The organism is Shewanella seohaensis (assembly GCF_023283775.1).
Taxonomy (GTDB): Bacteria; Pseudomonadota; Gammaproteobacteria; order Enterobacterales; family Shewanellaceae; genus Shewanella; species Shewanella seohaensis.
This window is the reverse complement of the sequence record NZ_JAKILE010000010.1, coordinates 95283-119579: the sequence shown is the minus strand read 5'-3', so window position 1 is coordinate 119579 and position 24297 is coordinate 95283. Positions and strand designations below refer to the sequence as shown.

General features: G+C 48.1%; 27 protein-coding genes. 14 read left to right on the top strand and 13 right to left on the bottom strand.

Annotated elements, in window-relative coordinates; translation table 11 throughout:
• Nucleotides 1-11: 11 nt before the first annotated feature.
• Complete coding sequence (locus tag L2713_RS13120; RefSeq protein WP_248968234.1) at nucleotides 12-1046, top strand: DUF3530 family protein; 1035 nt, start codon at nucleotides 12-14, stop codon at nucleotides 1044-1046.
• Between the two features lie 64 nt (nucleotides 1047-1110).
• On the opposite strand, the gene L2713_RS13115 is transcribed toward L2713_RS13120, so the two are convergent.
• On the bottom strand, nucleotides 1111-1917 hold the full coding sequence (locus tag L2713_RS13115; RefSeq protein WP_248968201.1) for a crotonase/enoyl-CoA hydratase family protein: 807 nt from the start codon (nucleotides 1915-1917) through the stop codon (nucleotides 1111-1113).
• Nucleotides 1918-2495: 578 nt separating this feature from the next.
• Between L2713_RS13115 and L2713_RS13110 the strand changes: the two genes are divergently transcribed.
• On the top strand, nucleotides 2496-3491 hold the full coding sequence (locus tag L2713_RS13110; protein ID WP_011621374.1) for a response regulator: 996 nt from the start codon (nucleotides 2496-2498) through the stop codon (nucleotides 3489-3491).
• An 18-nt stretch (nucleotides 3492-3509) separates the two neighbouring features.
• Nucleotides 3510-4484: a GGDEF domain-containing protein gene (locus L2713_RS13105; RefSeq protein ID WP_126512386.1), complete on the top strand. Its 975-nt coding sequence runs from the start codon at nucleotides 3510-3512 to the stop codon at nucleotides 4482-4484.
• A gap of 57 nt (nucleotides 4485-4541) precedes the next feature.
• On the opposite strand, the gene rraB is transcribed toward L2713_RS13105, so the two are convergent.
• The 6 genes from rraB to L2713_RS13075 form a co-directional block, all read right to left on the bottom strand.
• Nucleotides 4542-4949, bottom strand: coding sequence for a ribonuclease E inhibitor RraB (rraB, locus tag L2713_RS13100; protein ID WP_011715766.1), 408 nt, complete (start codon nucleotides 4947-4949; stop codon nucleotides 4542-4544).
• Between the two features lie 43 nt (nucleotides 4950-4992).
• The gene (locus L2713_RS13095; RefSeq protein ID WP_041412535.1) at nucleotides 4993-5736 is read right to left on the bottom strand and encodes a 1-acylglycerol-3-phosphate O-acyltransferase; all 744 of its coding nucleotides are present in this window, start codon (nucleotides 5734-5736) and stop codon (nucleotides 4993-4995) included.
• Nucleotides 5737-5919: 183 nt separating this feature from the next.
• The gene (locus L2713_RS13090; RefSeq protein ID WP_248968200.1) at nucleotides 5920-6699 is read right to left on the bottom strand and encodes a metal ABC transporter permease; all 780 of its coding nucleotides are present in this window, start codon (nucleotides 6697-6699) and stop codon (nucleotides 5920-5922) included.
• Between the two features lie 4 nt (nucleotides 6700-6703).
• Entirely contained in the window at nucleotides 6704-7612 is a 909-nt protein-coding gene (locus L2713_RS13085; RefSeq protein WP_248968199.1) for a metal ABC transporter solute-binding protein, Zn/Mn family, read from the bottom strand.
• A complete protein-coding gene (locus L2713_RS13080; RefSeq protein WP_248968198.1) occupies nucleotides 7596-8777 on the bottom strand; it encodes a porin family protein in 1182 nt (393 codons plus the stop codon). The genes L2713_RS13085 and L2713_RS13080 overlap by 17 nt, the downstream gene beginning before the upstream one ends.
• A gap of 81 nt (nucleotides 8778-8858) precedes the next feature.
• Nucleotides 8859-9149 carry an ABC-type zinc uptake system zinc chaperone gene (locus L2713_RS13075; protein ID WP_086902952.1) on the bottom strand — a complete coding sequence of 97 codons (291 nt, stop codon included), beginning with the start codon at nucleotides 9147-9149 and terminating at the stop codon, nucleotides 8859-8861.
• Nucleotides 9150-9404: 255 nt separating this feature from the next.
• On the opposite strand from L2713_RS13075, the gene L2713_RS20530 reads away from it, so the two are divergent.
• Nucleotides 9405-9530, top strand: coding sequence for a hypothetical protein (locus L2713_RS20530; RefSeq protein WP_011621366.1), 126 nt, complete (start codon nucleotides 9405-9407; stop codon nucleotides 9528-9530).
• An 80-nt stretch (nucleotides 9531-9610) separates the two neighbouring features.
• Here L2713_RS20530 and L2713_RS13070 read toward each other — a convergent pair whose 3' ends face one another.
• Complete coding sequence (locus L2713_RS13070; RefSeq protein ID WP_248968197.1) at nucleotides 9611-9940, bottom strand: hypothetical protein; 330 nt, start codon at nucleotides 9938-9940, stop codon at nucleotides 9611-9613.
• 221 nt (nucleotides 9941-10161) lie between these two features.
• Between L2713_RS13070 and L2713_RS13065 the strand changes: the two genes are divergently transcribed.
• Complete coding sequence (locus L2713_RS13065) at nucleotides 10162-11817, top strand: mechanosensitive ion channel family protein (protein WP_248968196.1); 1656 nt, start codon at nucleotides 10162-10164, stop codon at nucleotides 11815-11817.
• A 79-nt stretch (nucleotides 11818-11896) separates the two neighbouring features.
• Here L2713_RS13065 and L2713_RS13060 read toward each other — a convergent pair whose 3' ends face one another.
• On the bottom strand, nucleotides 11897-13609 hold the full coding sequence (locus L2713_RS13060) for a formate--tetrahydrofolate ligase (protein ID WP_248968195.1): 1713 nt from the start codon (nucleotides 13607-13609) through the stop codon (nucleotides 11897-11899).
• 239 nt (nucleotides 13610-13848) lie between these two features.
• On the opposite strand from L2713_RS13060, the gene L2713_RS13055 reads away from it, so the two are divergent.
• On the top strand, nucleotides 13849-14739 hold the full coding sequence (locus L2713_RS13055) for an aldo/keto reductase (protein WP_248968194.1): 891 nt from the start codon (nucleotides 13849-13851) through the stop codon (nucleotides 14737-14739).
• A gap of 54 nt (nucleotides 14740-14793) precedes the next feature.
• On the opposite strand, the gene L2713_RS13050 is transcribed toward L2713_RS13055, so the two are convergent.
• Complete coding sequence (locus L2713_RS13050) at nucleotides 14794-15624, bottom strand: MaoC/PaaZ C-terminal domain-containing protein (protein ID WP_084796712.1); 831 nt, start codon at nucleotides 15622-15624, stop codon at nucleotides 14794-14796.
• A 397-nt stretch (nucleotides 15625-16021) separates the two neighbouring features.
• Here L2713_RS13050 and L2713_RS13045 point away from each other — a divergent pair, with 397 nt between their 5' ends.
• The gene (locus L2713_RS13045; RefSeq protein ID WP_248968193.1) at nucleotides 16022-16807 is read left to right on the top strand and encodes a methyltransferase domain-containing protein; all 786 of its coding nucleotides are present in this window, start codon (nucleotides 16022-16024) and stop codon (nucleotides 16805-16807) included.
• 158 nt (nucleotides 16808-16965) lie between these two features.
• Here the strand turns inward: L2713_RS13045 and L2713_RS13040 are convergent, their stop codons facing one another.
• On the bottom strand, nucleotides 16966-17862 hold the full coding sequence (locus L2713_RS13040; protein ID WP_248968192.1) for a TraB/GumN family protein: 897 nt from the start codon (nucleotides 17860-17862) through the stop codon (nucleotides 16966-16968).
• A gap of 48 nt (nucleotides 17863-17910) precedes the next feature.
• Here L2713_RS13040 and L2713_RS13035 point away from each other — a divergent pair, with 48 nt between their 5' ends.
• Nucleotides 17911-18219, top strand: coding sequence for a hypothetical protein (locus L2713_RS13035; RefSeq protein ID WP_011621358.1), 309 nt, complete (start codon nucleotides 17911-17913; stop codon nucleotides 18217-18219).
• A gap of 138 nt (nucleotides 18220-18357) precedes the next feature.
• Nucleotides 18358-20109: a GGDEF domain-containing protein gene (locus L2713_RS13030; RefSeq protein WP_248968191.1), complete on the top strand. Its 1752-nt coding sequence runs from the start codon at nucleotides 18358-18360 to the stop codon at nucleotides 20107-20109.
• 22 nt (nucleotides 20110-20131) lie between these two features.
• On the opposite strand, the gene L2713_RS13025 is transcribed toward L2713_RS13030, so the two are convergent.
• Nucleotides 20132-20656, bottom strand: a complete 525-nt coding sequence (locus tag L2713_RS13025; RefSeq protein WP_089068547.1) for a DUF3016 domain-containing protein — start codon at nucleotides 20654-20656, stop codon at nucleotides 20132-20134.
• A gap of 270 nt (nucleotides 20657-20926) precedes the next feature.
• On the opposite strand from L2713_RS13025, the gene L2713_RS13020 reads away from it, so the two are divergent.
• Nucleotides 20927-21235 (top strand): hypothetical protein, encoded by a 309-nt coding sequence (locus L2713_RS13020; RefSeq protein WP_086902961.1) that lies wholly within the window; start codon nucleotides 20927-20929, stop codon nucleotides 21233-21235.
• Between the two features lie 149 nt (nucleotides 21236-21384).
• Nucleotides 21385-21699, top strand: a complete 315-nt coding sequence (locus L2713_RS13015) for a hypothetical protein (protein ID WP_109286901.1) — start codon at nucleotides 21385-21387, stop codon at nucleotides 21697-21699.
• 6 nt (nucleotides 21700-21705) lie between these two features.
• On the opposite strand, the gene L2713_RS13010 is transcribed toward L2713_RS13015, so the two are convergent.
• The gene (locus tag L2713_RS13010; RefSeq protein ID WP_248968190.1) at nucleotides 21706-22215 is read right to left on the bottom strand and encodes a DUF4240 domain-containing protein; all 510 of its coding nucleotides are present in this window, start codon (nucleotides 22213-22215) and stop codon (nucleotides 21706-21708) included.
• 125 nt (nucleotides 22216-22340) lie between these two features.
• Here L2713_RS13010 and L2713_RS13005 point away from each other — a divergent pair, with 125 nt between their 5' ends.
• From L2713_RS13005 to L2713_RS12995, 3 genes are all read left to right on the top strand, one after another.
• Entirely contained in the window at nucleotides 22341-22724 is a 384-nt protein-coding gene (locus L2713_RS13005; RefSeq protein ID WP_248968189.1) for a hypothetical protein, read from the top strand.
• A gap of 74 nt (nucleotides 22725-22798) precedes the next feature.
• Nucleotides 22799-23596 carry a response regulator gene (locus L2713_RS13000; protein WP_248968188.1) on the top strand — a complete coding sequence of 266 codons (798 nt, stop codon included), beginning with the start codon at nucleotides 22799-22801 and terminating at the stop codon, nucleotides 23594-23596.
• A 146-nt stretch (nucleotides 23597-23742) separates the two neighbouring features.
• On the top strand, nucleotides 23743-24015 hold the full coding sequence (locus tag L2713_RS12995; RefSeq protein ID WP_011621350.1) for an HU family DNA-binding protein: 273 nt from the start codon (nucleotides 23743-23745) through the stop codon (nucleotides 24013-24015).
• Nucleotides 24016-24297: the final 282 nt, after the last annotated feature.

The window sequence follows — 24297 nt, the reverse complement described above, 5'->3', positions numbered from 1 at the left end:
TTATCAATTCTATGGCGCGTATTATCCCCTCGTTATTGAGCCTAGCCTTAGCTCTCGCCAGTGCGAGCTTATTCGCCGCCGATCCCAGCACTCAAGCGCCAGACCCCAATACTCAGGCGTCAGAAACAAGTACTCAAGCACCTGAATCTGCACCTGAATCCAGCCCGCAGGCGCCAGAATCTAATGCTCAGGCGCCAGAGACAACTCCCCAAAACGCCGAGACGAACCAAGCGAGCAAAGCGCCCAATGGGCAAGCTGCGGCGAAAAGAATAAGCAGTTATTTACCCGCGAGTGAAATCAAGCAGATCACCATAGATGATCAACCGCTCGAACTCTTAGTTCGTTCATGGGAAGGCCGCAAAAAACTCGGCGCTGCGATTATCTTACCCGCCACCAATGGCACCGCCGATGCGCCCGGATTAATGGCGTTTGTCAGACGTAATATCAATGCTGCTGGCTGGGCCAGTTTAAGCCTTACCCCGCCCACAGAGCCGCCCGCCCCCAACTTTGCCACCCCAGCAACCGAAGTGACCTCCGCAGGGGCGGCGCAGTTAAGCAGTCCTTCGAATAAACCGAGCCAAAAAGTGAAACCCGAGCAGAGCAATAAGCATTTGCTTGAGCAGGAAGACTTTTTAGTCAAAAGCATGTCACAGCTCGACAGCGTAGGCACCGACTTTCCCGGTAAACGGGTACTGATCACCGCCGATCAAAGTGCGGGATTATTGATAAGCCTATTAAGCCAAAAGAAAATTGCCGATCCCGATGTATTAATCGTCATCAACCCCTACAGCGAAGATGAGGCGCGTAACCAAGTCATTGCCGAAAAACTGGCCAAGCTCACTATGCCAATACTCGATATTCAATCGCCCGATGGTCACCCCGCATCGTTAGAAACGGCGGAGCAACGCAAAAGCCTCGCCGTAACGTTAGAGGCGCCGAATTATCGGCAAACGACATTAGCATTAAATCTGGATAACGAGAGTGCATGGCAGAACTGTTTGAGCGCCATAAGGGGATTCGCCGCCCGTATGAGCGGCGCCAATTGAGGTGCAAGCCTTTCTAAAGCTTAAGTAATCCGTTATGGGGCGTAATCGAGATAGAGTTACGCTACTACCAACCCGATTGGCGATCTTGATAGGCTTTGTTGGGATCCTTTAGCTGACGCGTCGCCGCAATCGCGCGATTTTTACCAAGTAACAGTCTCACTTGGCTCCACGACTCACGGCAAAGAAGTGCACGAATCGAAGCCGTCCAGCTACGATTGATGCTCAACTTGATCGCCGCTGCGGCATCGGGGGAGGTATTGAGAAGCTCCTGAGCCAATTGCTGCGCGCTTAACATAGGATGATCACTTAGCTGAGTCACTAACCCTAAGCGACTCGCCTCTTCGCCCGACAACACTTTGGCCGTAAGGCTGAGTAACATCGCCTGATCCTTGGGCATTATTTGCCTCAGCGCCACTAAGCCTGCCATGTCCGGCACTAGCCCCCATTTGGCTTCCATAATAGATAACTTGCTGTCTGGGCTCGCTATTCTAAAATCAGCACCTAAGGCGATTTGCATGCCACCGCCATAGCAGCAGCCTTCTAACACCGCGATGACAGGCACGGGTAAACCTTGCCAACCAAGGGAGACTCTCTGCGCTAAGTTGGCATTGCCAGGCAGCCATTTAAACAGCAATTTGAATGCTTGCATCGGTGCCGACATCACGCTCTTTACGTCCAGCCCCGAGCTAAAATGGCCTCCAGCTCCAGATAAAATAACCAGTCGAATCCGCGAATTTGATTTAATACGTTTGATCGCTCTGTCCAACTCGCTAAACATTAAATAATTAATTGCATTATATTTTTCTGGTCGATTGAGCTGGACATATGCAATGCCATTCTCAATCGTTACTTGCACACAAGGCTCACTCATGAAATATTCCGTTACTGGTCAGGCCAGAACAAATGTTAACACGTTTGGAATAATTCACCAAAGGATGTAACATAAGCCTAAATTTTGACATGCGTCAAAATACTGTCGACTGTCATTAAGTTTTACTGGGTGAGTATGCTAGGCTTGCGCTGAAGCATGAGAACCTCAAAAGTATTAACCCCTTATGTTCAACCATGGGTGCAACTTGTCGTTTTAACGAGTCATCTTCTCTGAACATCGGTTGCATCACCAACGGCACTGCTTACCCACAAATTTGCATAATCGTGTCGAGATGGGTCCCGTGGGGAAACAGCCTATTGCAGGATTGAGCATCGAGCTATTCGCAAAAATCGATGCCCTGCTTACGACAAATTCGCGAAATTTGATTTAATTCTCCAAGGCTTTTTACTGCCAGCGCCTCGCGCTCGAGAGATAAATAAATTGAATTAACAAATAAAATCTATAGGTTACATATAGATGTTATAAATCAAACTTGCCCGAAGAGCTTAATTCGTCATTCAAAGATTTAGAATTAGTGTTATCTTCAATAAATGGGCAATTAAGGATCAGTAGTCAGCATGACAATCTCTGTACTCATCTGTGACGACTCCGCCATGGCGCGCAAACAAATGGCTCGCACCCTACCGAAAGAATGGGATGTCGAGATCACCTACGCCACCAATGGCGCCGAGGGTTTAGATGCCATTCGCGCAGGTAAAGGCGAAGTTGTCTTCCTCGACCTCAATATGCCAGTCATGGATGGTTATGAAGTGCTGCAAACAGTGCAGCAAAACGATCTCCCCGCGCTGATTATTGTGGTCTCGGGTGATATTCAGATCAAAGCCCATGAAAGAGTGAAAGCCTTAGGGGCATTGGATTTTATTCAAAAGCCCGTCAGTGCCGACGCCATCAGTAATATCCTGCAGGAATACGGCATCCTCACCCTAACGCAGAAAGATCAAGCGGAAGAAACGCCGATGATCAAAGTCGATATGCGTGACGCCTGCCAAGAGATCGCTAACGTAGCCATGGGACGCGCCGCCGATCTATTAGCCAAACTTCTCGATGTTTTTGTCCTCTTACCTATTCCAAACGTGAACGTGCTCGAAGTCAGTGAGCTGACGATGGCGCTCAAAGCGACGGAAGAAAGCTCAACGGTATCAGCCCTCTGCCAAGGATTTATTGGTGCGGGCGTAGCGGGTGAAGCCCTGCTGCTATTCCACGATTCGAGCTTTCAAGACATGGCGAAACTCATGGGGCTAGCCAATCCAGAGGACATTAGCACCGAGATTGAAGTCTTGATCGACACAGGCAACGTATTGATTGGCGCCTTCCTAAACGGGATCTCAGAGCAGCTCGACATGAAGTTCAGCCAGGCTCACCCTGTCGTGCTAGGCCGCCACTGTACGGTGAACGATCTTATCCATGATAACTCGGAAAAATGGCACAGAACCTTAGCAATGGAGATTAACTATCGTATTGAAAATCATAATGTCCAATGCGATTTGTTACTGCTATTTACCGAAGACTCTATTCCGACGCTCAGTTATAAGCTCGGTTATTTACTCGATTAATCAGTTGGATTTTACCTTATGTCAAACGATCAAAGCGCAATGAACGAACTCCATTGGCTTATCGATATGGTGCAAACCATCGAAGTGGGTCTAGTGGTATTAGATCGCGATTATAATATCCAACTGTGGAACGGCTTTATGGAAAACCATAGCGGCGTATCCCCTAATTCGATTAAAGGGCAAAACCTGTTCACCCGTTTTCCTGAGCTACCAGCGACTTGGTTAAAGCAAAAGATGGAATCGGTTTTTATGCTGAAAAATCGAGCCTTTATCAGCTGGGAACAAAGACCCTACGTGTTTCAGTTTAAAAACTACCGCCCCATTACCGGACGGGCCGATTTTATGTACCAGAACGTGACGCTGTTGCCTCTGGCCTCATTAACCGGAAAAATCACCCATATCAGCGTGATTATTTATGATGTCACCGACATCGCCGTTAACAAGCTACAGCTCAAGGCCGCCAACGAGCAGTTAGAACGCCTCAGCCAGACCGATGGCCTGACACAGCTCCATAATCGCCGCCATTGGCAACAATGTTTAGAGCATGAATTTGATCTCCACGCCCGTTATTCGGGGATGTCGAGCTTGGTCATGATAGACATAGACCATTTCAAAAGAATCAACGATACCTACGGCCATGTCGCGGGTGATAAGGTAATTCAGCATATCGCCCATATCCTAAGCCATTCATTACGGGAGACCGATTGTGTCGGCCGCTATGGTGGTGAGGAGTTTGCAGTGGTCATGCCCAATACTTGTGGCGCCGATGCCCTCAACTTTACCGAGCGTTTGCGGGAAAGAATTGCCGACTCCACCATAGTGTACGAAGGGCTGAAGATAAAAGTCACAGTAAGCCTAGGCGTGTGTGAAATTGGCAAACATATCACTAGCAGCTCTGGCTGGATTTCATGCTCAGACAAAGCCTTATACGAAGCCAAGCAAAAGGGACGTAACTGTAGCGTCCTGCACACCGAACAAACTAGTGGTTACTAAAACCAAAAAGCCCATCGATGATGGGCTTTTTGTTACTGAAATATCAATGGTCGCGAATTAGTGCGGGAAACCGTCATCTTCTTCGTCGTCACCTTCTTCATCGTCGATATCGTCACCAACGAAGTAAGTGCCCCAACCGTCGTAATCCACTTTCTGCTTAGCCGCGAGTTGCAGTAACTGCTCGGTCGCTTTATCCAGTAAAGCCACTTCCAGCTTGTGGTAAGCGATAGCATCAAAACAGAAAATCACTGAGCCATCTTCCAGCTCCATCTCTTCGGCGTCGTTGACTTCAAAACCGAGTTTGAATGCATCAACGGCGGCTTTTTCTAAGCGGTCGAAGTTGCTAGATGAGAAATGGTGCTCAATGGTGTATTCCGCATCTGGCTCTGAGCCATCGTCAAGCAGGGCTTGCACTATGTCACGATTCTCGGCAAGTTGGGCTTTTAATTGACTTTCAATAGACATGGATTTGTCTCCGTTAAGGTAAAACTGGCTCAAATTGGCGCTATTATACGTCATCGCCTTCGAGAGTTTTACCCATTAATGTTGCCGCTTCACGATTTATCTCGTTAAATTTTGCAGACATAGTCTCATACACTTGGGCAGAAAAGGCCTTCACATCGGCTTTATCTAACCCTTCGGTCGGGATAGGCGCCATCATCTCAATGATCACCACCCCGTTATCCCAACGGTTTAAATTAATATGGCTCTGACAAGAGGCAAGCACTGGCACTATCGGCACCCCTGCGGCAATCGCCGTATGGAACGCGCCAGCCTTAAAGGGGAGCAAACCGCGGCCACGTGAGCGGGTACCCTCAGGGAAAATCCACACAGATAAACGGTTCTGTTTAATCTTTTCTGCGGTTTTAGCCATGGTATCGAAGGCACTGTTGCGATTTTTTCTATCGATCAGAATATTGCCCGATAACCAGTAGATCTGCCCGAATAGCGGGATCCACACTAAGCTCTTTTTGCCTAAGCTTACGGTGCTTTTCGGCACGGCTTTAGTATGAGTGAACAGATCGAAGTTATTTTGATGGTTCCCTAAAAAGATATAAGGGCCATCCTGAATTTCTTTATGCCGACGCACTATGACTTTAAGCCCTAGAATAGGGGCGACGGATGAGAAGATCTTGGCGAACATATGTACATTGTCACGGTGACGGGGCCGCAACAAGCAGACCAATCCCCCAAAAATAAACGCGAGTAACAATGACACAGCCAACAACACAGATCTGACGAGTAACAGCACGACATACTCCAAGGATGAAAGTGGCGACAGTATAGCCACCCAGCCCTAGGGACTCAATATAATGTTTACATCTGTAAGCTGAGTTGCTAACAATCCAAACAAAAGCCCATCGGTACTCGCGCAATCATGCACGACGATGGGCTTTTAAATCAATATCTAAGCTTAAACGGCTAAGCTAAAAACCTAGTTTGCGACCTGGCGCACTGCCGCAGTTTGACTTAAGCCTAAACGGAAGACCAAGGCACTAAGGGCCAAAGTCGCGACAATTGCCGCGCCGCTCGGTAAGTCCAACGTTGCTGAGAGCACCAGCCCCAGCAAGTAACCCATAAGGCCGACCAGATAAGCGTAAAACAAGCCGTTTTTACCTTGATACTTGTTGAGCGCAAGTGCTGGCAAAATGAGTGTGCTAAACACTAAATAGACCCCAACCAGCTCTACCGACAAGGTGATCACCAGCGCAAACAGCAGATAAAATCCCGCACCGTTTAAGATCTGTGGCCGCAGAAATATCACCGCTAACACAGCAGAATAAACCACGGTCGGCAACACTAATTGCGACCAACTCACCCAAAGGATCTGGCCCGACATCAATTGCTTTAACAGCTCAGCCCCGTGGGGATCGTTCGCCAGCAATAGCATGGCCGCCACCGCCGACAATACGTAAAAGCACCCTATCATCGCCTCTAGCTCACCCGCCATCCGCTTAGATAACCAAGCGATAAAACCCGCCCCTGCAAGGGCGAATAAGGCTGGCATCCACACATTAGAAAATGGCATCTCTTCTAACCTGTGGTCCATGTGTGCCACAATCGCCCCCAACGCGGCGACTTGAGCAATGGCTAAATCGATAAAGATGATCCCACGCTTAAGAACTTGTTTGCCAAGTACAATATGCGTTGAGAGCACTAAGATCCCCGCCGCCAGTGCTGGCAGCAGGATCGACATCAGTTCCAGATCCAACATAGGCTTATTTCACCCCGTTTAAGAGGGCAATCGCGCTGTCATAGAGGCTGAAGAGATCTTGACTCGCATCATTGCCACCTACCGACATTGGCAACATAAGCACAGGTAGATTAGCCTTTTCACCCAACCACTTAGCGCCACGCTCATCCTGATAGGACGCCACAACTACCGCCAGAATATCGCCCTGCTCGGCGCGGCTCAGCAAACTCGCTAAATGGCCGCTAGTCGGTGCCAGACCGGGTTTAGGCTCAAGATCAGCAGCTTGTTCAATCCCCAACCAGTTGAACAGATATCTAAAACTGGTGTGATAGGCGATGACCTTTTTGCCTTTTAACGCTTTGGCCTGTTCTTCCCAGCGGGGGATCGCCGCCTGCCAACGAGTACTAAAGTCCGCTAATGCCTTTTGGTAATTCGCCGCCTCACTCGGGTCGAGTTGGCTCATCTTAGCGCTGAGCGCATTCGCCACGCTCAGCAAACGCGTCGGATCGAAGTGGATATGCGGATTTCCCTGAGCATGCACATCACCCATGCTGCGGTCCACATTCGCTAACTTATCTAAGGTATCGATTTGATCGGCGGCGAAAAACAGCCCCTGATCGGTAGAGCGAACCTTAGCGTTAGCCGACTTCATTTGCAGCATTGGCAGCCAACCGATTTCTAAATCGGCGCCCGCACAGACCACCAGATCTGCTTGGCGCATTTTGGCGATCAAACTCGGACGCGCCTGCACTTGATGCGGATCCTGTAAGGCCGTGGTTGCCGAATAAATGCTGGCGTTTGGAGCCAACTCTTTTGCCAATGCGGCATATTCAGGTTCACAGGCAAACACATTCAGCTTTGCATGGGCAAAGCCTGAACAGGCGAAAGACAGGGCCGCTGCGGCCGCTTTAACAACATTAGAATTGATGCGCACCGTGAGCCCCCAGAGACATAATGTATTGAACAGTGAAAACATTGTCGTCTTCGATTCCATCGAAGTTAGTTCCATTCTGATTGGTGTACTGGAAACGTACCGTCGAGAAATGGCTCGAATGCCACGCCAGACTCACCTCAGATTCCTTTAACTTCTGTCCATGGAAATGATCGCCATGGAGCTCTTGGGTATCCACCTCGCCGTAACGCACACCCGCAGACCAGCTAGGCGTGAATTGATATACGCTGCTCAGATACCAACCTTGATGATAATCCTTGCTCGGCGCATCTTCGGGATGAAGGTCGCTCGGCACAAAGTCAGTTACACGATAATACTCGCCGCTCAGGGTCAGGTTTTGGTATTTATAGTTACCATTTGGCGCCCATTTATACACAAAATCAGCACCATAGGTGTTTTTACCTGTGTAAGATGCCGCATGGCTGTGGTCATGGCCTTCCTCGGCGGTTTCATCTTCGTGCTCATCGCCCTCTTCATGGGCTGTGACTTGGCCATTTTCGTTACGTAGGTAACTTAAGCCCGCCTGCCATGAACTGTTATCACCAATGTCACCACCAATTTTGGTGTAAAAGGTGTATACGCCCACATTTTTAAACTCACGTTCGCCGTGTTCATCGGCAGCACGCATGCTGTCGCCCTTGAAGGCTTCGGCGCCTAAGGTCCAATACAGATCCGTTGGCGCCACAAAGTTTAAGCGCACACCGTCGTCAAAGTAATGGCCACCGAAAAAAGCACGGTAAGCAATCGGGCGATCGGTGAATGAATCTGTGTGTAAATGCTGGTTATTTAAATAACCGATATCCGAGAGGAAACGTCCGCCACGGATTGAGAACCCCGCAGGCATCGCCATGGTTTGGATAAAGGCTTCTTCGAGATTAAGCTCAGTTTCACCGTCGTGCATCTCAACGACGGCGGTCACTTTGCCGTAGAACATGTCGTCAATGTTGGCGCTCATCGCCAGCTCAGTTTCGCCTAAACCAAATCCTTCGGCGGTTTCGGCCAATGGACGCTCGGCCGTTTGATAATAGCCATTCAGCACTGCGCTGATCGCCGGATTGGTTAAACTTGAATCAGCGGCAAATAACGTCGGTGAAGCAAATGCGCACGCCAAAGCCACCAAAGAAATTCGGTTGTTAAAAACAGTCATGATATCTCCAAAATACAACTAGCGCTCGATGACTCATCCAAGTCATCAAGAAATACAATAAGTTAAAATGTAAAAGTTGATTTAGCGGAGAACGGGTGGCGCGCGACTTAGGTAAACACTGACGTGTTTGGAGAAGCTAACGGGTAAGACAAATTCACAGACATCGAACCGCTGTACCGCTAAATCGAGCTTAAGCGGTTGGGTGAGCAGAATTTTATTCAGCTGATGTTGATGGAAGCACAAGGTACAGTGCGTCTTTGCCCCATCATCAAGGTGGGTCACACTATGGGCTGAGGCAACAAAAGACAGCAACACCAATACGGCGGCAAGCCATATCGAAATTGTGCGTCTTATGTGACTGTGCAGTCTCACTCAGTCGTCCCCATAGTAAAAAAGTGGCACAAGTTTAAGTCAGGCCACTAGCAAGTTGCAATAAGGTAATAGGCGCCCAATGCGTTACAAGATATTTACCATTGCAACTTTAGGATGAAAAACGAACAACAAAAAACCGACTCAAGTTGGCAAAAAGAGTTATTTAAGATTAGCTTAAGTCAGTAAAACTATGATGTGCCCAGTGTAATACTGGCTAATATGTCATTCTATTCAATCCAGCAAAAGGCAACCAAAATGCTAGCATTCTTTCGTGAAAACTTAGGATTAATCTTAGGGATAGTGATTTTCGGCGCAGTAATTTTGGGCGGGATTTATTACGTAGAACACTCACTCGAGAGCCAAGAGCAGGTTATCCAATAACTCAGCCCTAGCCTTAACCAAGTTGAGCCTGTGCGATACCCCCTGCGCGGCTCGACTCGGTTAATCTAACGCCCTCACCTCTAGCGATACTTTTGCCGTTGATCGCTATCGTCTTGCTTCTCTGGCGCCTCAATCGTTTGTAGTTGATCCATAAAATGGCTCACCAGCAGTAACATCACACAGAAGATCATCACTGGGATCAAAAAATGCCGCGTCGAGGCATCAAAATAACTGTATAAACCTGTCAGCACACTCGCATAAAAGCCAAATAATTTTAACTTCAACAGTTTAGGATTGTGTCCCAGCCACGCAGAACAATGGGGACATTGCACTTGAGCGTTAAAGCCCTTTCCGCGCTGTTGGGTGATTTGGGCAATTTTGATCGACTGATGGCAATGGGAGCACAGCATTTAGAGTAGGTTCCTCGACATGGGGCGCTAAGTTTATCAGAATTTCCCACCACTCAGTCGAACTAATTAGCGTAGTGGTTTCAAAACCTCACACCCATAGCGAAAGCTGCAAACCAGCGCACAAATTTTATACTCAGATAGCATTTTATGCGGTTCTAATTTTACAGTGTTTAGCGCAGCTCCTATTATGTACCTACCTATTTTTATTGAAGATAACGCCTATGCGCCGCTCACTCATATTCATGTTCGCTCTCAGCTTTCCCCTGCTATTGAGTACCGAGGTTTTCGCGACGGATGCAGCCGAACCCGTTACAGCCACTCAAACCGCTGCCATCCCTAACGAAGCCCAAAACGAATTAATTACGCTAAAGTCAGCGATTAAAGAGGATATTGCGCGCTTATCCCTATCCCAAGGTGAGTTGCGCACCATTGTTGAATATCGCATTCAAAACAAGACATTGCAGTTACGCAATAAGATTAAAGTGCTGTTAGAAGATGAGAACTACGATAAAGCCTTTATGTTGGCATTGGTGCAAGAGCAGCTGACATTTAATCTTAAAATCAACGACTACTTCAATGATATCGTGACCAAGTTGTCCCATAAACTCGGCACGGCGGATGACGAGTCGACCTTACTCGAAATCTCTAAACGTGAGCTCGATAAGGACAACAACTACAAACAACGACTCGAAACCTTAAACTGGCTCGGCCAAATGGGCGAAGATGTCGCAGCGCAGAAAGCGGAGCTGACCCAAATTCTCTTAAGTCGCGCCGATAACTTCGATAGCTTTGTCACTTTTACCCAGCAGCAGTTACAAAATGCAGTTAACGCCGCCACTAATGCCGGTAAAGATGTGACCGCCGCGCAAACCAGTCGCGTCATGCAGCTAAAGGACAGATTGGCGCTCAATAGCCAGAGCCTTAGCATAGATATCGACTTACTCGATGCGCTCGAGCAAAACACCGCCTCGCTGAAAAAGACCCTGTTCAGTATCTCAGGCGATATCACTCAGGATGTCTTGAGTATCGATGTGGCCTCAAGCCTAGTCGAACAATGGCTGCATACGGCCAAAGAACAGTCCATCAACCATGGCCCGACTTTAGTCTTTAAGCTATTTATCTTCTGTATGATCCTGTTTGTCGCAAGCCTTGCGGGCAAACTGGCGAAGAAGATTGTGAGCAATACCGTCAGTAACTCTAAGTTAAATTTCAGTAAGTTACTGCAAGACTTCTTTACCTCGCTCTCGGGCAAAGCGGTTTTCACTATCGGTGTACTGATAGCCCTCTCCCAGCTTGGGATTGAGTTAGGCCCGTTATTGGCAGGCTTTGGTATCGCCGGTGTGATCATCGGTTTCGCCCTGCAGGATTCACTCTCGAACTTTGCCTCGGGCATGATGATTTTGATCTATCGTCCCTACGATGTGGGTGACTTGATTAGCGCGGCTGGTGTAACTGGTCGAGTTAGCCATATGAGCCTAGTCTCCACCACAATTAAAACCTTAGATAACCAAAGGCTTATTATTCCAAACAACAAGATTTGGGGTGATACCATTAACAATATCACCGCCGAGCACCAACGCCGCGTCGACATGACCTTCGGCATTGGCTATGGCGACAATATTGAGCACGCCGAAGCCGTGCTTAAGTCGATTGTGGAAGCGCATCCTAAGGTGCAAAAAATCCCTGCACCGCTCATTAAGCTGCACGTTTTAGGGGAGTCATCGGTCGACTTTATCGTCCGTCCTTGGGCTAAACCCGAAGATTATTGGGATGTGTATTGGGATATTACCCGCGAAGTGAAAATGCGCTTCGATGCCGAGGGCATCAGCATTCCTTTCCCGCAGCGCGATGTACATATTTACCAAACCAGTAAATAACGCTTCGCCAACGTGAGCAGTAAACAAAAGGCGCGATCCTAGATTGCGCCTTTTTCATGATATTCAAACAGTTAATCTATTAACCTAAACCGGTAATCTCACCATCGGCGCCGATATCAATCTTTAAATAGCCCGGAACTAATCCAAGCCCTGGCATAGTCATCACATTCCCCACCAGCGCGGTAATAAATCCGGCCCCTGCATTTAACACTAACTCGCGCACAGGCACGATAAAACCTTGCGGTACGCCTTTAAGTTGAGGGTCATGGCTAATGGACAAGGGTGTTTTTGCCATGCAGACAGGTAAATCGGCGTAGCCAAGGGCACTGAGTTCTTGTAATTGCAGCTTAGCCGCCTCGGATAAACTCACCCCAGCAGCACCATAGCCGACTTCAGCTAAGGTCGATAATTTAGCCTCAAGCGCCATGTCATCGGGATATAGCAGGGTAAACTCACTTGGCTGCTCACAGGCGCGCATGACTGTTTGCGCCAAGGCCAATGCCCCCGCCTCACCTTGGCTGAATGCCTCGCTAAGCTCGCAGCCAAAGGCGGCAGTGCCCGCAACGGCCTCAATCAACCAGTTAAGCTCGGCATCCGTATCACTTGCAAAGCGATTAATAGCCACCACAACTGGAATACCGTAACGCGCCACATTGTTGATATGCCAGTTTAAGTTGGCAAATCCCGCCTCGAGACGGGCTTGGTCGGGCGCATTGATATCCGCATCCGACGTTAAGCCGCTATTGGCCTTCAATGCCTTTAAGGTGGTCACTAACACCGCGGCGCTAGGGGTTAATCCCGACTGGCGCGCCTTGATATTACAAAATTTCTCAAACCCCATATCGGAGCCAAAACCGCCTTCTGTCACCACAAAATCAGCCAGCTTTAAGGCGATATCGTCGGCAATCACCGACGAGTTGCCATGGGCAATATTCGCAAATGGCCCTGCGTGGATAAGACAAGGCGCACCGTTTAAGGTCTGCATCAGGGTGGGTTTTACCGCATCCGCCATGATCGCCGTCATCGCGCCGGCAACCCCAAGATCTTCCGCGCTAATAGCCGCACCTTGGCGATTGACTGCCAGCACAAGCTTGCCAATACGCACGCGCATATCCGCCAGATTACTACTGAGTGCAAGAATCGCCATTAACTCAGAGGCGGCGGTAATATCAAAGCCAGAGGTGTAAGCTGGGCCATTATTTTCACCCAGCCCAACTTCAATTTCACGTAAGCAGCGATCGTTATGATCGACCACCCTGTGCCAACGGATGCCGTTAGGCGCTATATCCAGGTAATTCTGCCCGGACTGCAGCTCAAATTCGGCCTTACCTAAGCGTCTTTCATGGTACAGCCGAGAAGCTATCGCCGCCGCGCCAAGATTATGGGCGCTGCTGACAGCATGAATATCACCCGTTAAATGCAGATTCAGCTCCTGCATGGGCACCACTTGGGCGTAACCGCCACCAGCAGCGCCACCTTTCACCCCAAAAACCGGGCCCATACTGGGCTGGCGAATACAGGCGCACACCTTGTTACCGAGCGCTTTAAGGGATTGGGTTAAGCCAATGGTGGTGACAGTTTTGCCTTCGCCGTGGGGCGTAGGTGTCACGGCGGTGACAATGATCAGTTTACCCTGTTGCTGCCCGGCTAAGCGCTGCTGCACACGTAAATCGACCTTGGCTTTAGTCTTGCCAAATAGCTGCATCTCATCGGGCAATAACCCAAATTCGGCGCCAAGCGCTGCGATATCTTTTAGGTGCGCACGGCGCGAAATATCCATATCGGTTAGCATGGGTCATCTCTCCCTTGGGTATTTTGGTATCCACGCTCGGCATGCGAGCAGGGAATACAAAATAGGTATGCAAAATCGGTAAGTATCAGCAACGGCTGATTGAATATGGCGGATATTAGGTGATTAGCTTTAAGATATATAGCCATCGAAAGGGTTAATGAGCGATTCCTTAATCTACATCAAAAAATCGACTCAGGTCCTTTCCCCTACAAAATACAGATTCCCAAAAGAGAAACAACATGAGCGGATCCCCTTTTAGTTTTTCAGAGTTTGTTGCCGGCTTTTGGCGAATGCACAGTTGGCAAATGTCACCCGCCAAACGGCTTAACCTGATAGAACAATATTTAGACCTAGGTGTGACCACTATGGATCACGCCGATATTTATGGCCAATACCAGTGCGAAACCCTATTCGGCGAGGCGTTAGCGCTAAAACCCGCCTTAAGGCAGCAGATGCAATTGGTCAGCAAATGTGGCATTAAGCCCGCCTTCGATTGTCGCCCCGAGCGCTATGTAAACCACTACGACACCTCCAAGGCGCATATTATTGCCAGTGTGGAGCAATCACTAAAGCAGCTGAAAACCGATTATTTAGATCTGCTGCTGATCCACAGACCCGATCCTTTAATGGACGCCGATCAAGTGGCCGAAGCCTTTGCTGACTTAAAACAGGCCGGAAAAGTGCAACACTTTGGGGTATCTAACTTCACCAACGCGCAGTTTTCATTATTGCAGTCGAGATTGACTGAGCCCTTAGTCACCAATCAAATCGAAATTTCACCGCTAACAATGGCGAGTTTGCACGATGGTACTCTCGATTTATGTCAGGAGCGGCGCATTCGGCCTATGGCTTGGTCATGTTTGGGCGGTGGTAAGATCTTTGATAATAGCCATCCGCAGGCCATTCGCCTGCAACAAACCTTAGCGGTCATCGCCGATGAGATTGGTGCCCAAGATATCAGCCAAGTGATTTATGCCTGGGTACGGATGTTGCCGAGTCGGCCCGTGCCGATTATCGGCAGTGGCAATATCGCGAGGATAAAAACGGCGGTGGCCGCACAGTCACTCACCCTAGACAGGCAACAATGGTTTAGTATCTGGCAGGCATCAACCGGACACAGCGTGCCTTAGCACTGCAAACAACACCAACAAAAACGGCGCCTTAGGCGCCGTTACTCTTCATGCTTAAAGCTGCACTTCACCACTGAGATGCGGTCTACGACCTTTACTGTCACGCAGCTCAAACACCCACTTGTCTTGTGATTTTTCGTAACCAAATCCCACTTCTGCGGGCATCAGTAACGGCAGCTTAAAGGCCACATCGACCACAAAGGGGCGTTCACCAATCTCAGGCATTAATTCCGCTAAGCAGCGCGCCTTAGACCACATACCATGGGCCAGCACACGGTCAAAACCGAAACGTTTGGACAGCACGGGATGCAGGTGGATCAGGTTATAGTCGCCTGATGCTTTCGCATAACGACGACCTAAATCTTCACTCAATTCCCATGATTGGGGTGAATCCCAAGCCATCTCGAGCGCCTTAGGAGGACGAACGCGGCGGCCCGCGGTCTCGATACGATAGAGATAAGTCGACAGCGATTCCCACACCAGCTCTTCGCCCACAAAGGCCTTAGAGACAAATTCAAACTCTAAGCCTGAATCGGTTTCACGGCTGGTGGTTAACGCGCATTCGAGGGAGAACACTTCATCGACTGTCGTCGGACGATAAACTTGGATACGGTTCTTTAAATGGATCATCCCCAGCAGCGGGAAAGTAATACCATCGTGGGTAAAAATCACCGCGTGTAGGCGAAATGCCATCACATACAAATAGGTTGGCGGTAATATTTTACCGTCGAAATTAAAGCCACACACTTGGGCATATTGGCTAACTTTGGCCTCAGACACTTGCACATTGGGCGCCGACACCTTGATATAAGGTAAGGGCTGTTGGTCCCAACCGGGTTTACGACCAAAGAAAATCTTGCGATAAAGAGAAAACAGCGAGGGCATCGCGTTCAATTCAACACAATATGCATTATTCAAGTCTGAGTACCTTTTAATTAACTATCCCTACGCACGAATAACCAGAAATACCCCGTACAGATGCATAACATCTGAAAAATCAAAAAGCTCACGAGTGTAAAACAGGCAAAACTGTGTCTAAAAAGGGCTGATGCTGACTCACCGAATGGACAGCTAAAGAGTCAGGTTTATCGAAAACGGCGTGATTATACCCCAGCGGATAGAGTTCTGGATATCCCCAACTTTACTGTGATTTTTTATCCCATTAAAAATCAATACATTATAAAATTATGGCCCTGCATTACTTTGCCTTATCCACACTGCGAGTGCGAAAATATTACGCCTGTGCCACACTATCGCCCCCAGTCTTTAACTTAGTTAACCCGTGCAAGATAAGAATTTCGATAAACTCGCGCAAAAGTTCGCGAAGAACATTTATGGCACCCCTAAAGGTGAAATCCGTGCCGCCGTGTTATGGCGCGATCTCGCTCCCGCCTTGGCGCAATTGGGCGATAAAAAACTGCGGATTTTAGATGCGGGCGGCGGCTTTGGTTATTTCAGCCAAAAGCTGGCACGTCTGGGCCATGAAGTGGTGCTGTGCGATATTTCCGCCGAAATGCTCGCCCAAGCGAAAGCACAAATCGATGCCAGCGACACGCCATTAGCAATCCGTTTGGTTCACGCACCGATTCAGGACCTCTCCGTCGCCGAACATGGCAAGTTCGATCTTATCCTCTGCCATGCCGTGGTCGAATGGCTGGCCGATGCAAAAACCACCATGGAAGGCTTGCTGACCATGCTTAAGCCCAATGGGCTGTTTTCACTGATGTTTTACAATAAAGAAGCGATGCGCTTCCATGCGTTAGTGTCGGGTAATTTCGACTATGTTGCCGCCGATCTTAAGGTGAAGAAGAAGGTGCGCCTCACGCCCACGCACCCGCTGTATATTCATGATGTTAAACAATGGTTTGCCGAATGGCACATGACCCTGCTGCGCGAATCTGGCGTGCGAGTCATTCACGACTATTTGAAAAAACATCAGCCTGCGGATTTTGACTATCAAAAGTTGCTGACGATGGAGCTCGAATATTCCCAACGCGAGCCCTATATTTCGCTCGGTCGTTATGTGCATTTTCTGGGGCAAAACGCCGCAACCGACACATCCGCATAAGCTCTCGAAACAATAAAGGACGCTAAGGCGTCCTTTATTGTTTAAAAGCCGTTGATTAGACTCTAGCTCTGCGCACTAAATGTGTTCAACCCTAGTGCGTTCAACCCCAGTGTTTTCAACACCAGAGTGCCAACCCGATCATCCGTCACACAGCAATATCAGTCACATTGCTCACGCCAACAGGCGATTACGGTGGCGCCCTTCTTTTTAAGTAACTGCACCACGCTTTTATCACCCACCACATGGCCGGCGCCTACTACCACGAATAATGGCTCACTGGCGGCTTCTGCGGTCATCAATCTCATCATGCCATCGGCCATGACTTTATTACGCTGCCAGAGAATTTTGTCCAGCATCAAGGTATCACCCTCACCGCCGAGCTGCTCCTGCATCAAGGCATCTAGCGCAGTTTCATCACCGGAGCGCCACGCCTCAACCAGTGAGAGTAGTTCGGCATCTGAGGCATTAATGGCTTCGCGCACCATAGACCACTGAGCTTGGCTATCGAAGGAGGCCAGCAATTGGAACTGCGACTCAGCCGTCTCTAACTGATACACAGGCTTACCCGCACGGCCAAGCAACTGCATATCGACACCATAGTCGGTGCTAAATCCTAAGCCATTGTAGCGTAGTAAATTAAGTTGAGATGCCTGCAACCAAGGCGCAAAGGCTTGAATCGACTGGCATAGACTTGCCTTGTCTTCACAATAGTGGCGCATCACCTCTACCGTTTGTTTGTCTCGGCTCTGCCAATCGAGCCCCTGTTCATTAGTCGCCATACCATACTTTTGCAATAGGGCGCGGCTGTCGATTTTATTAGTATCGATTTCAACCACTAATCCCTTCGATTTGGTAAATGCCGCCTCCACTTGCGCTGGCATAGGATAAAAATCGGCACGGCCAATATGGATTGAACCCAAAAGGTAAGCGGATTTCCCTTGCCATTGCACCTGATAAAACGGCGGTTTATCCGTTTGCGCCGCCCAACTCGGCCCACTGGTAAACATTGCGACGCAGCACAGCGCCAGTAATAGTCGCCACCGACTTGTTGCCATATCCTTTGCCCCTTATAATTCCTGCAAATTTTGCAATGAGACGCTGTTATGCCACACACTAAGGTTATAGAGCAACTGAAAGAAAACCTTCAAATCGCCTATCGCCAAGCCATAGACGCTGACACTAAGTTAGATGAGTTGAAAAAAGCGGGCCATGGGAAATTCACTAGCATTTTCACAGCCGAACAGGGTTTTATGGTGTCGAGCAACCGCTTTTTGCCCTATGTACAAGAATTGGTGGACGACCTCACTAAGCTGCAACAACAGAGCAGCCTAGATCCCGTAGCACTGGAAACCTTAGTGCGCCAACTGGCCACCCTACTCAAAACCTTGCACGCTTTTAAAAAGCAGAGTTAATTCAATAAACGCTGAAATATCATGTATTTCAGCGTTTACTCTCATTTCCAACCCATGGATTTTCGGCAAACAAAATTGTCATCATTTTGTCATTTCTAAGTCATAGACTCCGCAAACATTGTCGTGGGGGCTGAAGTAATGACGAGTTTAGATCTGGCAAAAGAGCTTGATAAGATAATCGCAAAAGGGGCAATCAGCCCGCTTTTTCAGCCTATTTTCAATATCTTGGAACACAAGATCCACGGATTTGAAGCCCTGAGCCGTGGGCCAGAGCACAGCCCGCTCTACTCACCCATTCCGCTGTTTAAAACCGCGGAACATCAGGGCAAATTGAGCGAACTCGAGACCTTATGCCGCCGTATTTCGCTGGAACAATTTAAACTGCGCCAGTTCCAAGGCCGCTTGTTTATCAATATTTCCCCTAAGGCCCTGCTCGATCCCACCCATCCTAAGGGCATGACGCTGCAACTGTTACAGCAGCTTGGGATCTCGCCTTCGCAGGTGGTGATTGAGTTATCGGAGCAATATCCCGCCGACGATATCGACTTACTGAAATCTTGCCTGAATCACTATCGCAGCCAAGGCTTTATGACCGCTATAGATGACTTGGGTGCGGGCTATTCGGGTTTGCGGCTCTGGTCTGAGTTATCGCCCGACTATGTGAAAATCGATCGTCATTTTATTCACCAAATCGATTCGACCCCAGTTAAACAAGAATTTGTGCGCTCGATTGTCGAACTGTGCCAGAGCCTCACCTGCAAAGTGATTGCCGAAGGGATTGAAACCCAAGAAGAACTCGCCGTACTCAAACAGCTAGGCATAGTCTATTGTCAGGGGTATTTGCTCGGACGCCCCGAAGCGCAGCCAAGCCGCGCAATGAAAGCGACCTTAGTGCCGAATAGTACCCAAGTTCAGCCCAGATACAGCGAATCCGCCGAAAGCCTCTGCACCAGCGCCATTACTGTGGTACCAACACTTAAGCTTAAGCACTTAAGCGACACCTTTAGCTCTCAACCCGCCTTACAGGCCGTGGTAGTGGTGCAAGATCAACTGCCGCTAGGGATTATTAGTAGAGCGACTTTGCTGGAGCTTTTTAGCACGCCCTATGGCCGAGCCCTGCATGAAAACCACGCCGTCAGTGAAGTGATGGACCCGCAAGTGTTGCAGATTGAAGCCAACGAGCCCCTGTCGATTGTGAGTCAATTACTGACCTCGGAGAGCGCCAATACCGTCGCCCAGCAATTTATCATTCTGCGCCGTGGCAAGTTGCTCGGCATTGGCCACACTAAAGATTTGCTACAGCGGATCACCGAGCACAGGATCAAGATGGCAAGGCATGCCAATCCGTTAACCGATTTACCCGGTAATGTGCCAATCCAGGAAGAGCTCAAACGCCTCAGAACCCAACAAAAGCCCTTCTACTTGGCCTATTTTGATCTCTGTCAGTTCAAGCCCTATAACGATATTTACGGCTTTTGCCGCGGCGATGAGGTGATCTGCGAGGTCGCAAATCTGTTAGTTAAATACAAGACGGACAACTGTTTTATCGGCCATGTCGGTGGCGATGACTTTGTGGTGATCAGCACCTGTGAGCAACTTATCGACCGCTGCCAACGGATATTGACGGATTTTGAAGCCAATAAGTCGCTCTTTTATAGTGCAGAGCACTGGCAAGCCCAAGAAATGCTTGCCGATGATAGGCAAGGACAAGCCTGTTATCACAAGCTAATCAGCCTCTGTGTCGGCGTTCTTACCCCCGCCCACACCTATAACTGCAATGAACATAGCCTATCGACCTTGAGTGCCAAGGCAAAAAAACAGGCAAAATCCGCGAGTAACGGATTTTGCCTGTTAGAAGAACTCAATATGACCCAAGCCCTAAGCGCTTAGGCGAGAGTCGTGACAGATGCGCCTAGAGTTTAGGTGCGACGGTTTTCTTTAACCAATCGCGCAGCATCTCTGTCTCATACATAAATGGCTTGTCAGTGATAGGTTGAATGCCCGTCATAAAGCCCATGTCTGACAGCTTTTCATCCCCTGTAATGATGACTTTGTCATTCTCAAGCACTTGATAACTAAAGGTCATGCGCGGTGGATAAATCTCTTTAATCACCCGTAAATCATCGGCTGTTGCACCAAAGGTTGGGCGCATATCACCGGCTAAGTCGACATCGGTCACCGTCATCTCTAATTTTTGATTCGGTTTTAAAACCTTTGTCGCTTCTTTATTGATATTGGTGGTTAAGGTATCGAATAAACGCTTTTCATAACGGGACTGAATTTCACCCGATGATTTAATATCACGGAAATCCTTTGGATTTTGCCAAACAATCTTAACCACCCCATCTTCTGTCACTGGGTCGGTTTTCGCCTCGTCTGCGGCCCATACAGCACTGCAACTCAACACGCTGGCGAGTAATAAGAACTGAACTTTCATATTTGCCTCCTAGGCCTAGTTGTTTCTGCCATATACCGTACAAAATCTAACCTGAACTTCAGCTTAATGTAAAACAAAATTCAATACAGCATCATAAACGTAAGCTTTTGTATAGATTAGTAAATATTTTAGATAATGTCAGGGGAACTCGTATCTTTTTGTATCCAATACCCCATAAGGGATAAAGTTATTAATTTGTGATCATTTAACGCGCATATTACGCCAAAAAGTATTATCCTTCGCACACTATTTTATGACCACGAATGAAAAATGAAATTCCCCGTTGTACCTGTGTTTGTGTTAATCCTGTTCACTTGTTTTGCCAGCGCTATTTGGTTTATCTCCTCGGGAGAGAAAGATACACGCCCCGAAACCTGGTCATCTTTTATTTATACTCATGGTTATGATTCTGGGAAGTATAAGAAAATGGATAATTTCGACAGCTACGAAGCCTGTCGGGATTATGCCAAAGAGCAATCTTCCTTCTACGATGATGTGCCTTGGGAATGCGGTTTAAAATGCGGTTTTGATGCCCGTAAACAGGGCTTTCAATGTCAAGAAATGCGAAACGAGCAGTAAGATAGCGGTTCAGCCAAGGTTCAAGATCCCTCCGGTAAGCTTAATTTTTCAGCAATACCTTTGGTTTTGTTTGTCATGGATGCACGATGAAAGCCAAACGACGATTTAAAAATCGACCGAATTCCGGTGATTTTAATTTGGAGTTATCTATGAAACTAACAACCGCAAATCTACAGCAACCTTTAATGGCAAAGTTCGCCTTACTGGCGCTCCTCACCCTAGGCACACTTATCAGTTTACCTAGCCATGCCGCTACCCTCAGTGCTGCGCAGCAACAAGTAGTAAAGTCTCACTTTGATAAACTGGCTCAGTCACAACAGCAGGCAGAAGAGCGCATGACTGAGCAGCTCGATCAAGAATTTAGCCGTCAATTAGCGGAGCAAGAGCATCAGCTGATGCGCCAAGCTTGCCCTCGCTATGGCATGACCTTCGATATTAGCAGCAATGCCTGCTTACGCTCTTAAGCCGAATTAAAACGGAAAACGCGCACTAAGCTCAGGATATTGCTGCTTTAAATCTTTGGGCTTAGTGCTAAATTTTTTACCCACTGGCGTCGCCTTACCCGAAGGCATAAAAGGCAACTCCTTACCCGTTCTGTCTTCAAATAGTTGACCCGCGATCAAGTCGTAATCTTCGATAAAAGGATAGGCGTAGCCGTCCTTCTCAGGCCATGCCGTTAACTGCGCCAAAGTGTCAGGATTGGCAATCACCGCCTCGTAACGGACCTGCCCAAGTGAGATCAGAAACGCGCGAAATTCAGCAAAAGCATAATCGGAATCACAGCCAGTGATAATATAAGCCGCTCCCCATACCGACCATAAGTAGCTACGACGCATCTGTTGGCCAAACAATTTATCGAAGGCTTTTAACTCCTCGTCACTCAGCTCTGCCAACTTTTGCTTTAATGCCTGCGCTAAAGATTCCTGGGATTGCGCGGGTTCACTGCGGGTCACTAAGTCCCAAAATTCTACTTCTGTCATTACTTAACCTAATATGGAATGCCTAAGCAAAGGCGTATTCTACATGATAATACGGTTATGCTGGACTCAGTTCAGGGCTTTTCCTACACTTGCTCCACTTAAAATCAGCCATAAACGCTAACCCTATGCCTAAACGCCTTATTCTACTGATTGCCCTCTACACCCTGTTTGCTGTGGTAGCACTACTACGTGCCGTTACTACCGGTTCGTTCGACCTCTTTAGCTTAGGTGTATTGCCGGTTTTGTTTGGCATACTCACACAGGCACCTTGGTCTAGCTTAGTGCTGAAAATTTATATTGGATTACAGACCTTAGGCCTTTCGGCACTGGGGATTACCGCGATTATCGCCTATCAAATTACCCCGCAAGACGTCAAAGTGGTGGTTGAAGGTCACAACATCCCGATGTTGCCCTTAGTCTTAAGCATCATCGCCTTGTTGTTAGTGCAGTATTGGGTAGCCTTTTCCCGCATCACCCATCATTATTTAACCGCAAAGGTAAAAGCGTAAGCTTGTTTATTGCTAAGCCCTTGTTTCTAGCCTAAGTTAACGGCTCCCTAAAAGACCTGATAAAGCCAGCCACTATGACTCATTTATCGCCTAGCGAACTCTCGATTCTCATTGTTGAGCCATCGGAAACCCAGCGCCGCATTATCATCAAGCGTTTACAGCAAGAAGGCATTATCAGCATTCAAAATGCCGCAAGTTTGACCCAAGCAAGGGAGTTGATTGCCCGCCACAAGCCGGATCTCATCGCCAGTGCCATGTATTTTGAAGATGGCACCGCGACCGAGTTTTTAAGCTACCTGCGCACCAACAGCGAATATAAAGACATCCAATTTATGTTGGTTTCGAGCGAATGTCGCCGCGAGCAATTGGAGATTTTCCGCCAGTCTGGCGTAGTCGCGATACTGCCAAAACCTTTTAATGCCGAACACTTAGGCAAGACGCTGAATGCGACCATCGATTTGCTCAGCCACGATGAACTCGACCTAAGTCACTTCGATGTGCATGACGTGCGTGTGCTCGTGGTCGATGACAGCCGCATGGCGCGTAATGTGATTAAACGTACCATTGGCAACCTTGGGATCAAGCAGATCACCGAAGCGGAAGATGGCGCTCAAGCCATTGAGTTAATGCGTAATAATATGTTTGACCTGATCATTACCGATTACAATATGCCCAGTGTTGATGGCCTAGCACTCACTCAATTTATCCGCAATGAAAGTCAGCAATCCCATGTGCCTATCCTCATGGTGTCTTCGGAAGCGAATGATGCTCACCTGAGCAATGTCTCTCAGGCGGGAGTCAATGCCCTGTGCGATAAACCCTTCGAACCCAAATTGGTGAAGCAGCTCTTATATCAACTGCTCGAAGAATAAAACCTAAGTCACGAATGGGGTAAATATTCTGCATTTTTGTTACTTATAGGACACAAGCCCGCAGCAAAGGGCTTTCCAATGGCTAAACCTTGTGGCATGTTAGGCACGCTGACTTAATAAATCTACGGAAAGAAGAGACAATAAAGATGAACAAAACTGAACTTATTGCCAAGATTGCAGAAAATGCCGATATCACTAAAGCTGAAGCAGCACGTGCATTGAAATCTTTCGAAGCAGCTATTACTGAATCAATGAAAAACGGTGACAAGATCTCTATCGTTGGATTTGGCTCTTTTGAAACCTCCACTCGCGCAGCTCGTACTGGCCGTAACCCACAGACAGGTAAAGAAATTCAGATCGCTGAAGCCACTGTGCCTAAGTTTAAAGCGGGTAAAACCTTGCGTGATAGTGTGAACTAATTTGCTCGACATTGATTTTATAAAACGCCTCCTCTGTGAGGCGTTTTTTTGCCCTCACGAAAGCATGAAAGATGATTTTTTGCACAAACACAGTGCGTCCACCGCTCCATTTTTGAGCATTTTAAAACATTTTATTAACACACGTTGTGTAACCAATTGTTTTTAATGATGTTCAAATAATGGCATGTGATTAGCAATTCCCTTATCAGAAAAAACCATGATGCACCAATGTCACCCACTCTGTGGTGGCATGAGTGAATCGATAAATAAGTCAATCGAGGG

Coding starts and splice junctions, on each gene's coding strand:
- L2713_RS13120 (WP_248968234.1), top strand. CDS start 12: ATGGCGCGTATTATCCCCTCGTTATTGAGCCTAGCCTTAGCTCTCGCC.
- L2713_RS13115 (WP_248968201.1), bottom strand. CDS start 1,917: ATGAGTGAGCCTTGTGTGCAAGTAACGATTGAGAATGGCATTGCATAT.
- L2713_RS13110 (WP_011621374.1), top strand. CDS start 2,496: ATGACAATCTCTGTACTCATCTGTGACGACTCCGCCATGGCGCGCAAA.
- L2713_RS13105 (WP_126512386.1), top strand. CDS start 3,510: ATGTCAAACGATCAAAGCGCAATGAACGAACTCCATTGGCTTATCGAT.
- rraB (WP_011715766.1), bottom strand. CDS start 4,949: ATGTCTATTGAAAGTCAATTAAAAGCCCAACTTGCCGAGAATCGTGAC.
- L2713_RS13090 (WP_248968200.1), bottom strand. CDS start 6,699: ATGTTGGATCTGGAACTGATGTCGATCCTGCTGCCAGCACTGGCGGCG.
- L2713_RS13080 (WP_248968198.1), bottom strand. CDS start 8,777: ATGACTGTTTTTAACAACCGAATTTCTTTGGTGGCTTTGGCGTGCGCA.
- L2713_RS20530 (WP_011621366.1), top strand. CDS start 9,405: ATGCTAGCATTCTTTCGTGAAAACTTAGGATTAATCTTAGGGATAGTG.
- L2713_RS13070 (WP_248968197.1), bottom strand. CDS start 9,940: ATGCTGTGCTCCCATTGCCATCAGTCGATCAAAATTGCCCAAATCACC.
- L2713_RS13065 (WP_248968196.1), top strand. CDS start 10,162: ATGCGCCGCTCACTCATATTCATGTTCGCTCTCAGCTTTCCCCTGCTA.
- L2713_RS13060 (WP_248968195.1), bottom strand. CDS start 13,609: ATGCTAACCGATATGGATATTTCGCGCCGTGCGCACCTAAAAGATATC.
- L2713_RS13055 (WP_248968194.1), top strand. CDS start 13,849: ATGAGCGGATCCCCTTTTAGTTTTTCAGAGTTTGTTGCCGGCTTTTGG.
- L2713_RS13050 (WP_084796712.1), bottom strand. CDS start 15,624: ATGCCCTCGCTGTTTTCTCTTTATCGCAAGATTTTCTTTGGTCGTAAA.
- L2713_RS13040 (WP_248968192.1), bottom strand. CDS start 17,862: ATGGCAACAAGTCGGTGGCGACTATTACTGGCGCTGTGCTGCGTCGCA.
- L2713_RS13035 (WP_011621358.1), top strand. CDS start 17,911: ATGCCACACACTAAGGTTATAGAGCAACTGAAAGAAAACCTTCAAATC.
- L2713_RS13030 (WP_248968191.1), top strand. CDS start 18,358: ATGACGAGTTTAGATCTGGCAAAAGAGCTTGATAAGATAATCGCAAAA.
- L2713_RS13025 (WP_089068547.1), bottom strand. CDS start 20,656: ATGAAAGTTCAGTTCTTATTACTCGCCAGCGTGTTGAGTTGCAGTGCT.
- L2713_RS13020 (WP_086902961.1), top strand. CDS start 20,927: ATGAAATTCCCCGTTGTACCTGTGTTTGTGTTAATCCTGTTCACTTGT.
- L2713_RS13015 (WP_109286901.1), top strand. CDS start 21,385: ATGAAACTAACAACCGCAAATCTACAGCAACCTTTAATGGCAAAGTTC.
- L2713_RS13010 (WP_248968190.1), bottom strand. CDS start 22,215: ATGACAGAAGTAGAATTTTGGGACTTAGTGACCCGCAGTGAACCCGCG.
- L2713_RS13005 (WP_248968189.1), top strand. CDS start 22,341: ATGCCTAAACGCCTTATTCTACTGATTGCCCTCTACACCCTGTTTGCT.
- L2713_RS13000 (WP_248968188.1), top strand. CDS start 22,799: ATGACTCATTTATCGCCTAGCGAACTCTCGATTCTCATTGTTGAGCCA.
- L2713_RS12995 (WP_011621350.1), top strand. CDS start 23,743: ATGAACAAAACTGAACTTATTGCCAAGATTGCAGAAAATGCCGATATC.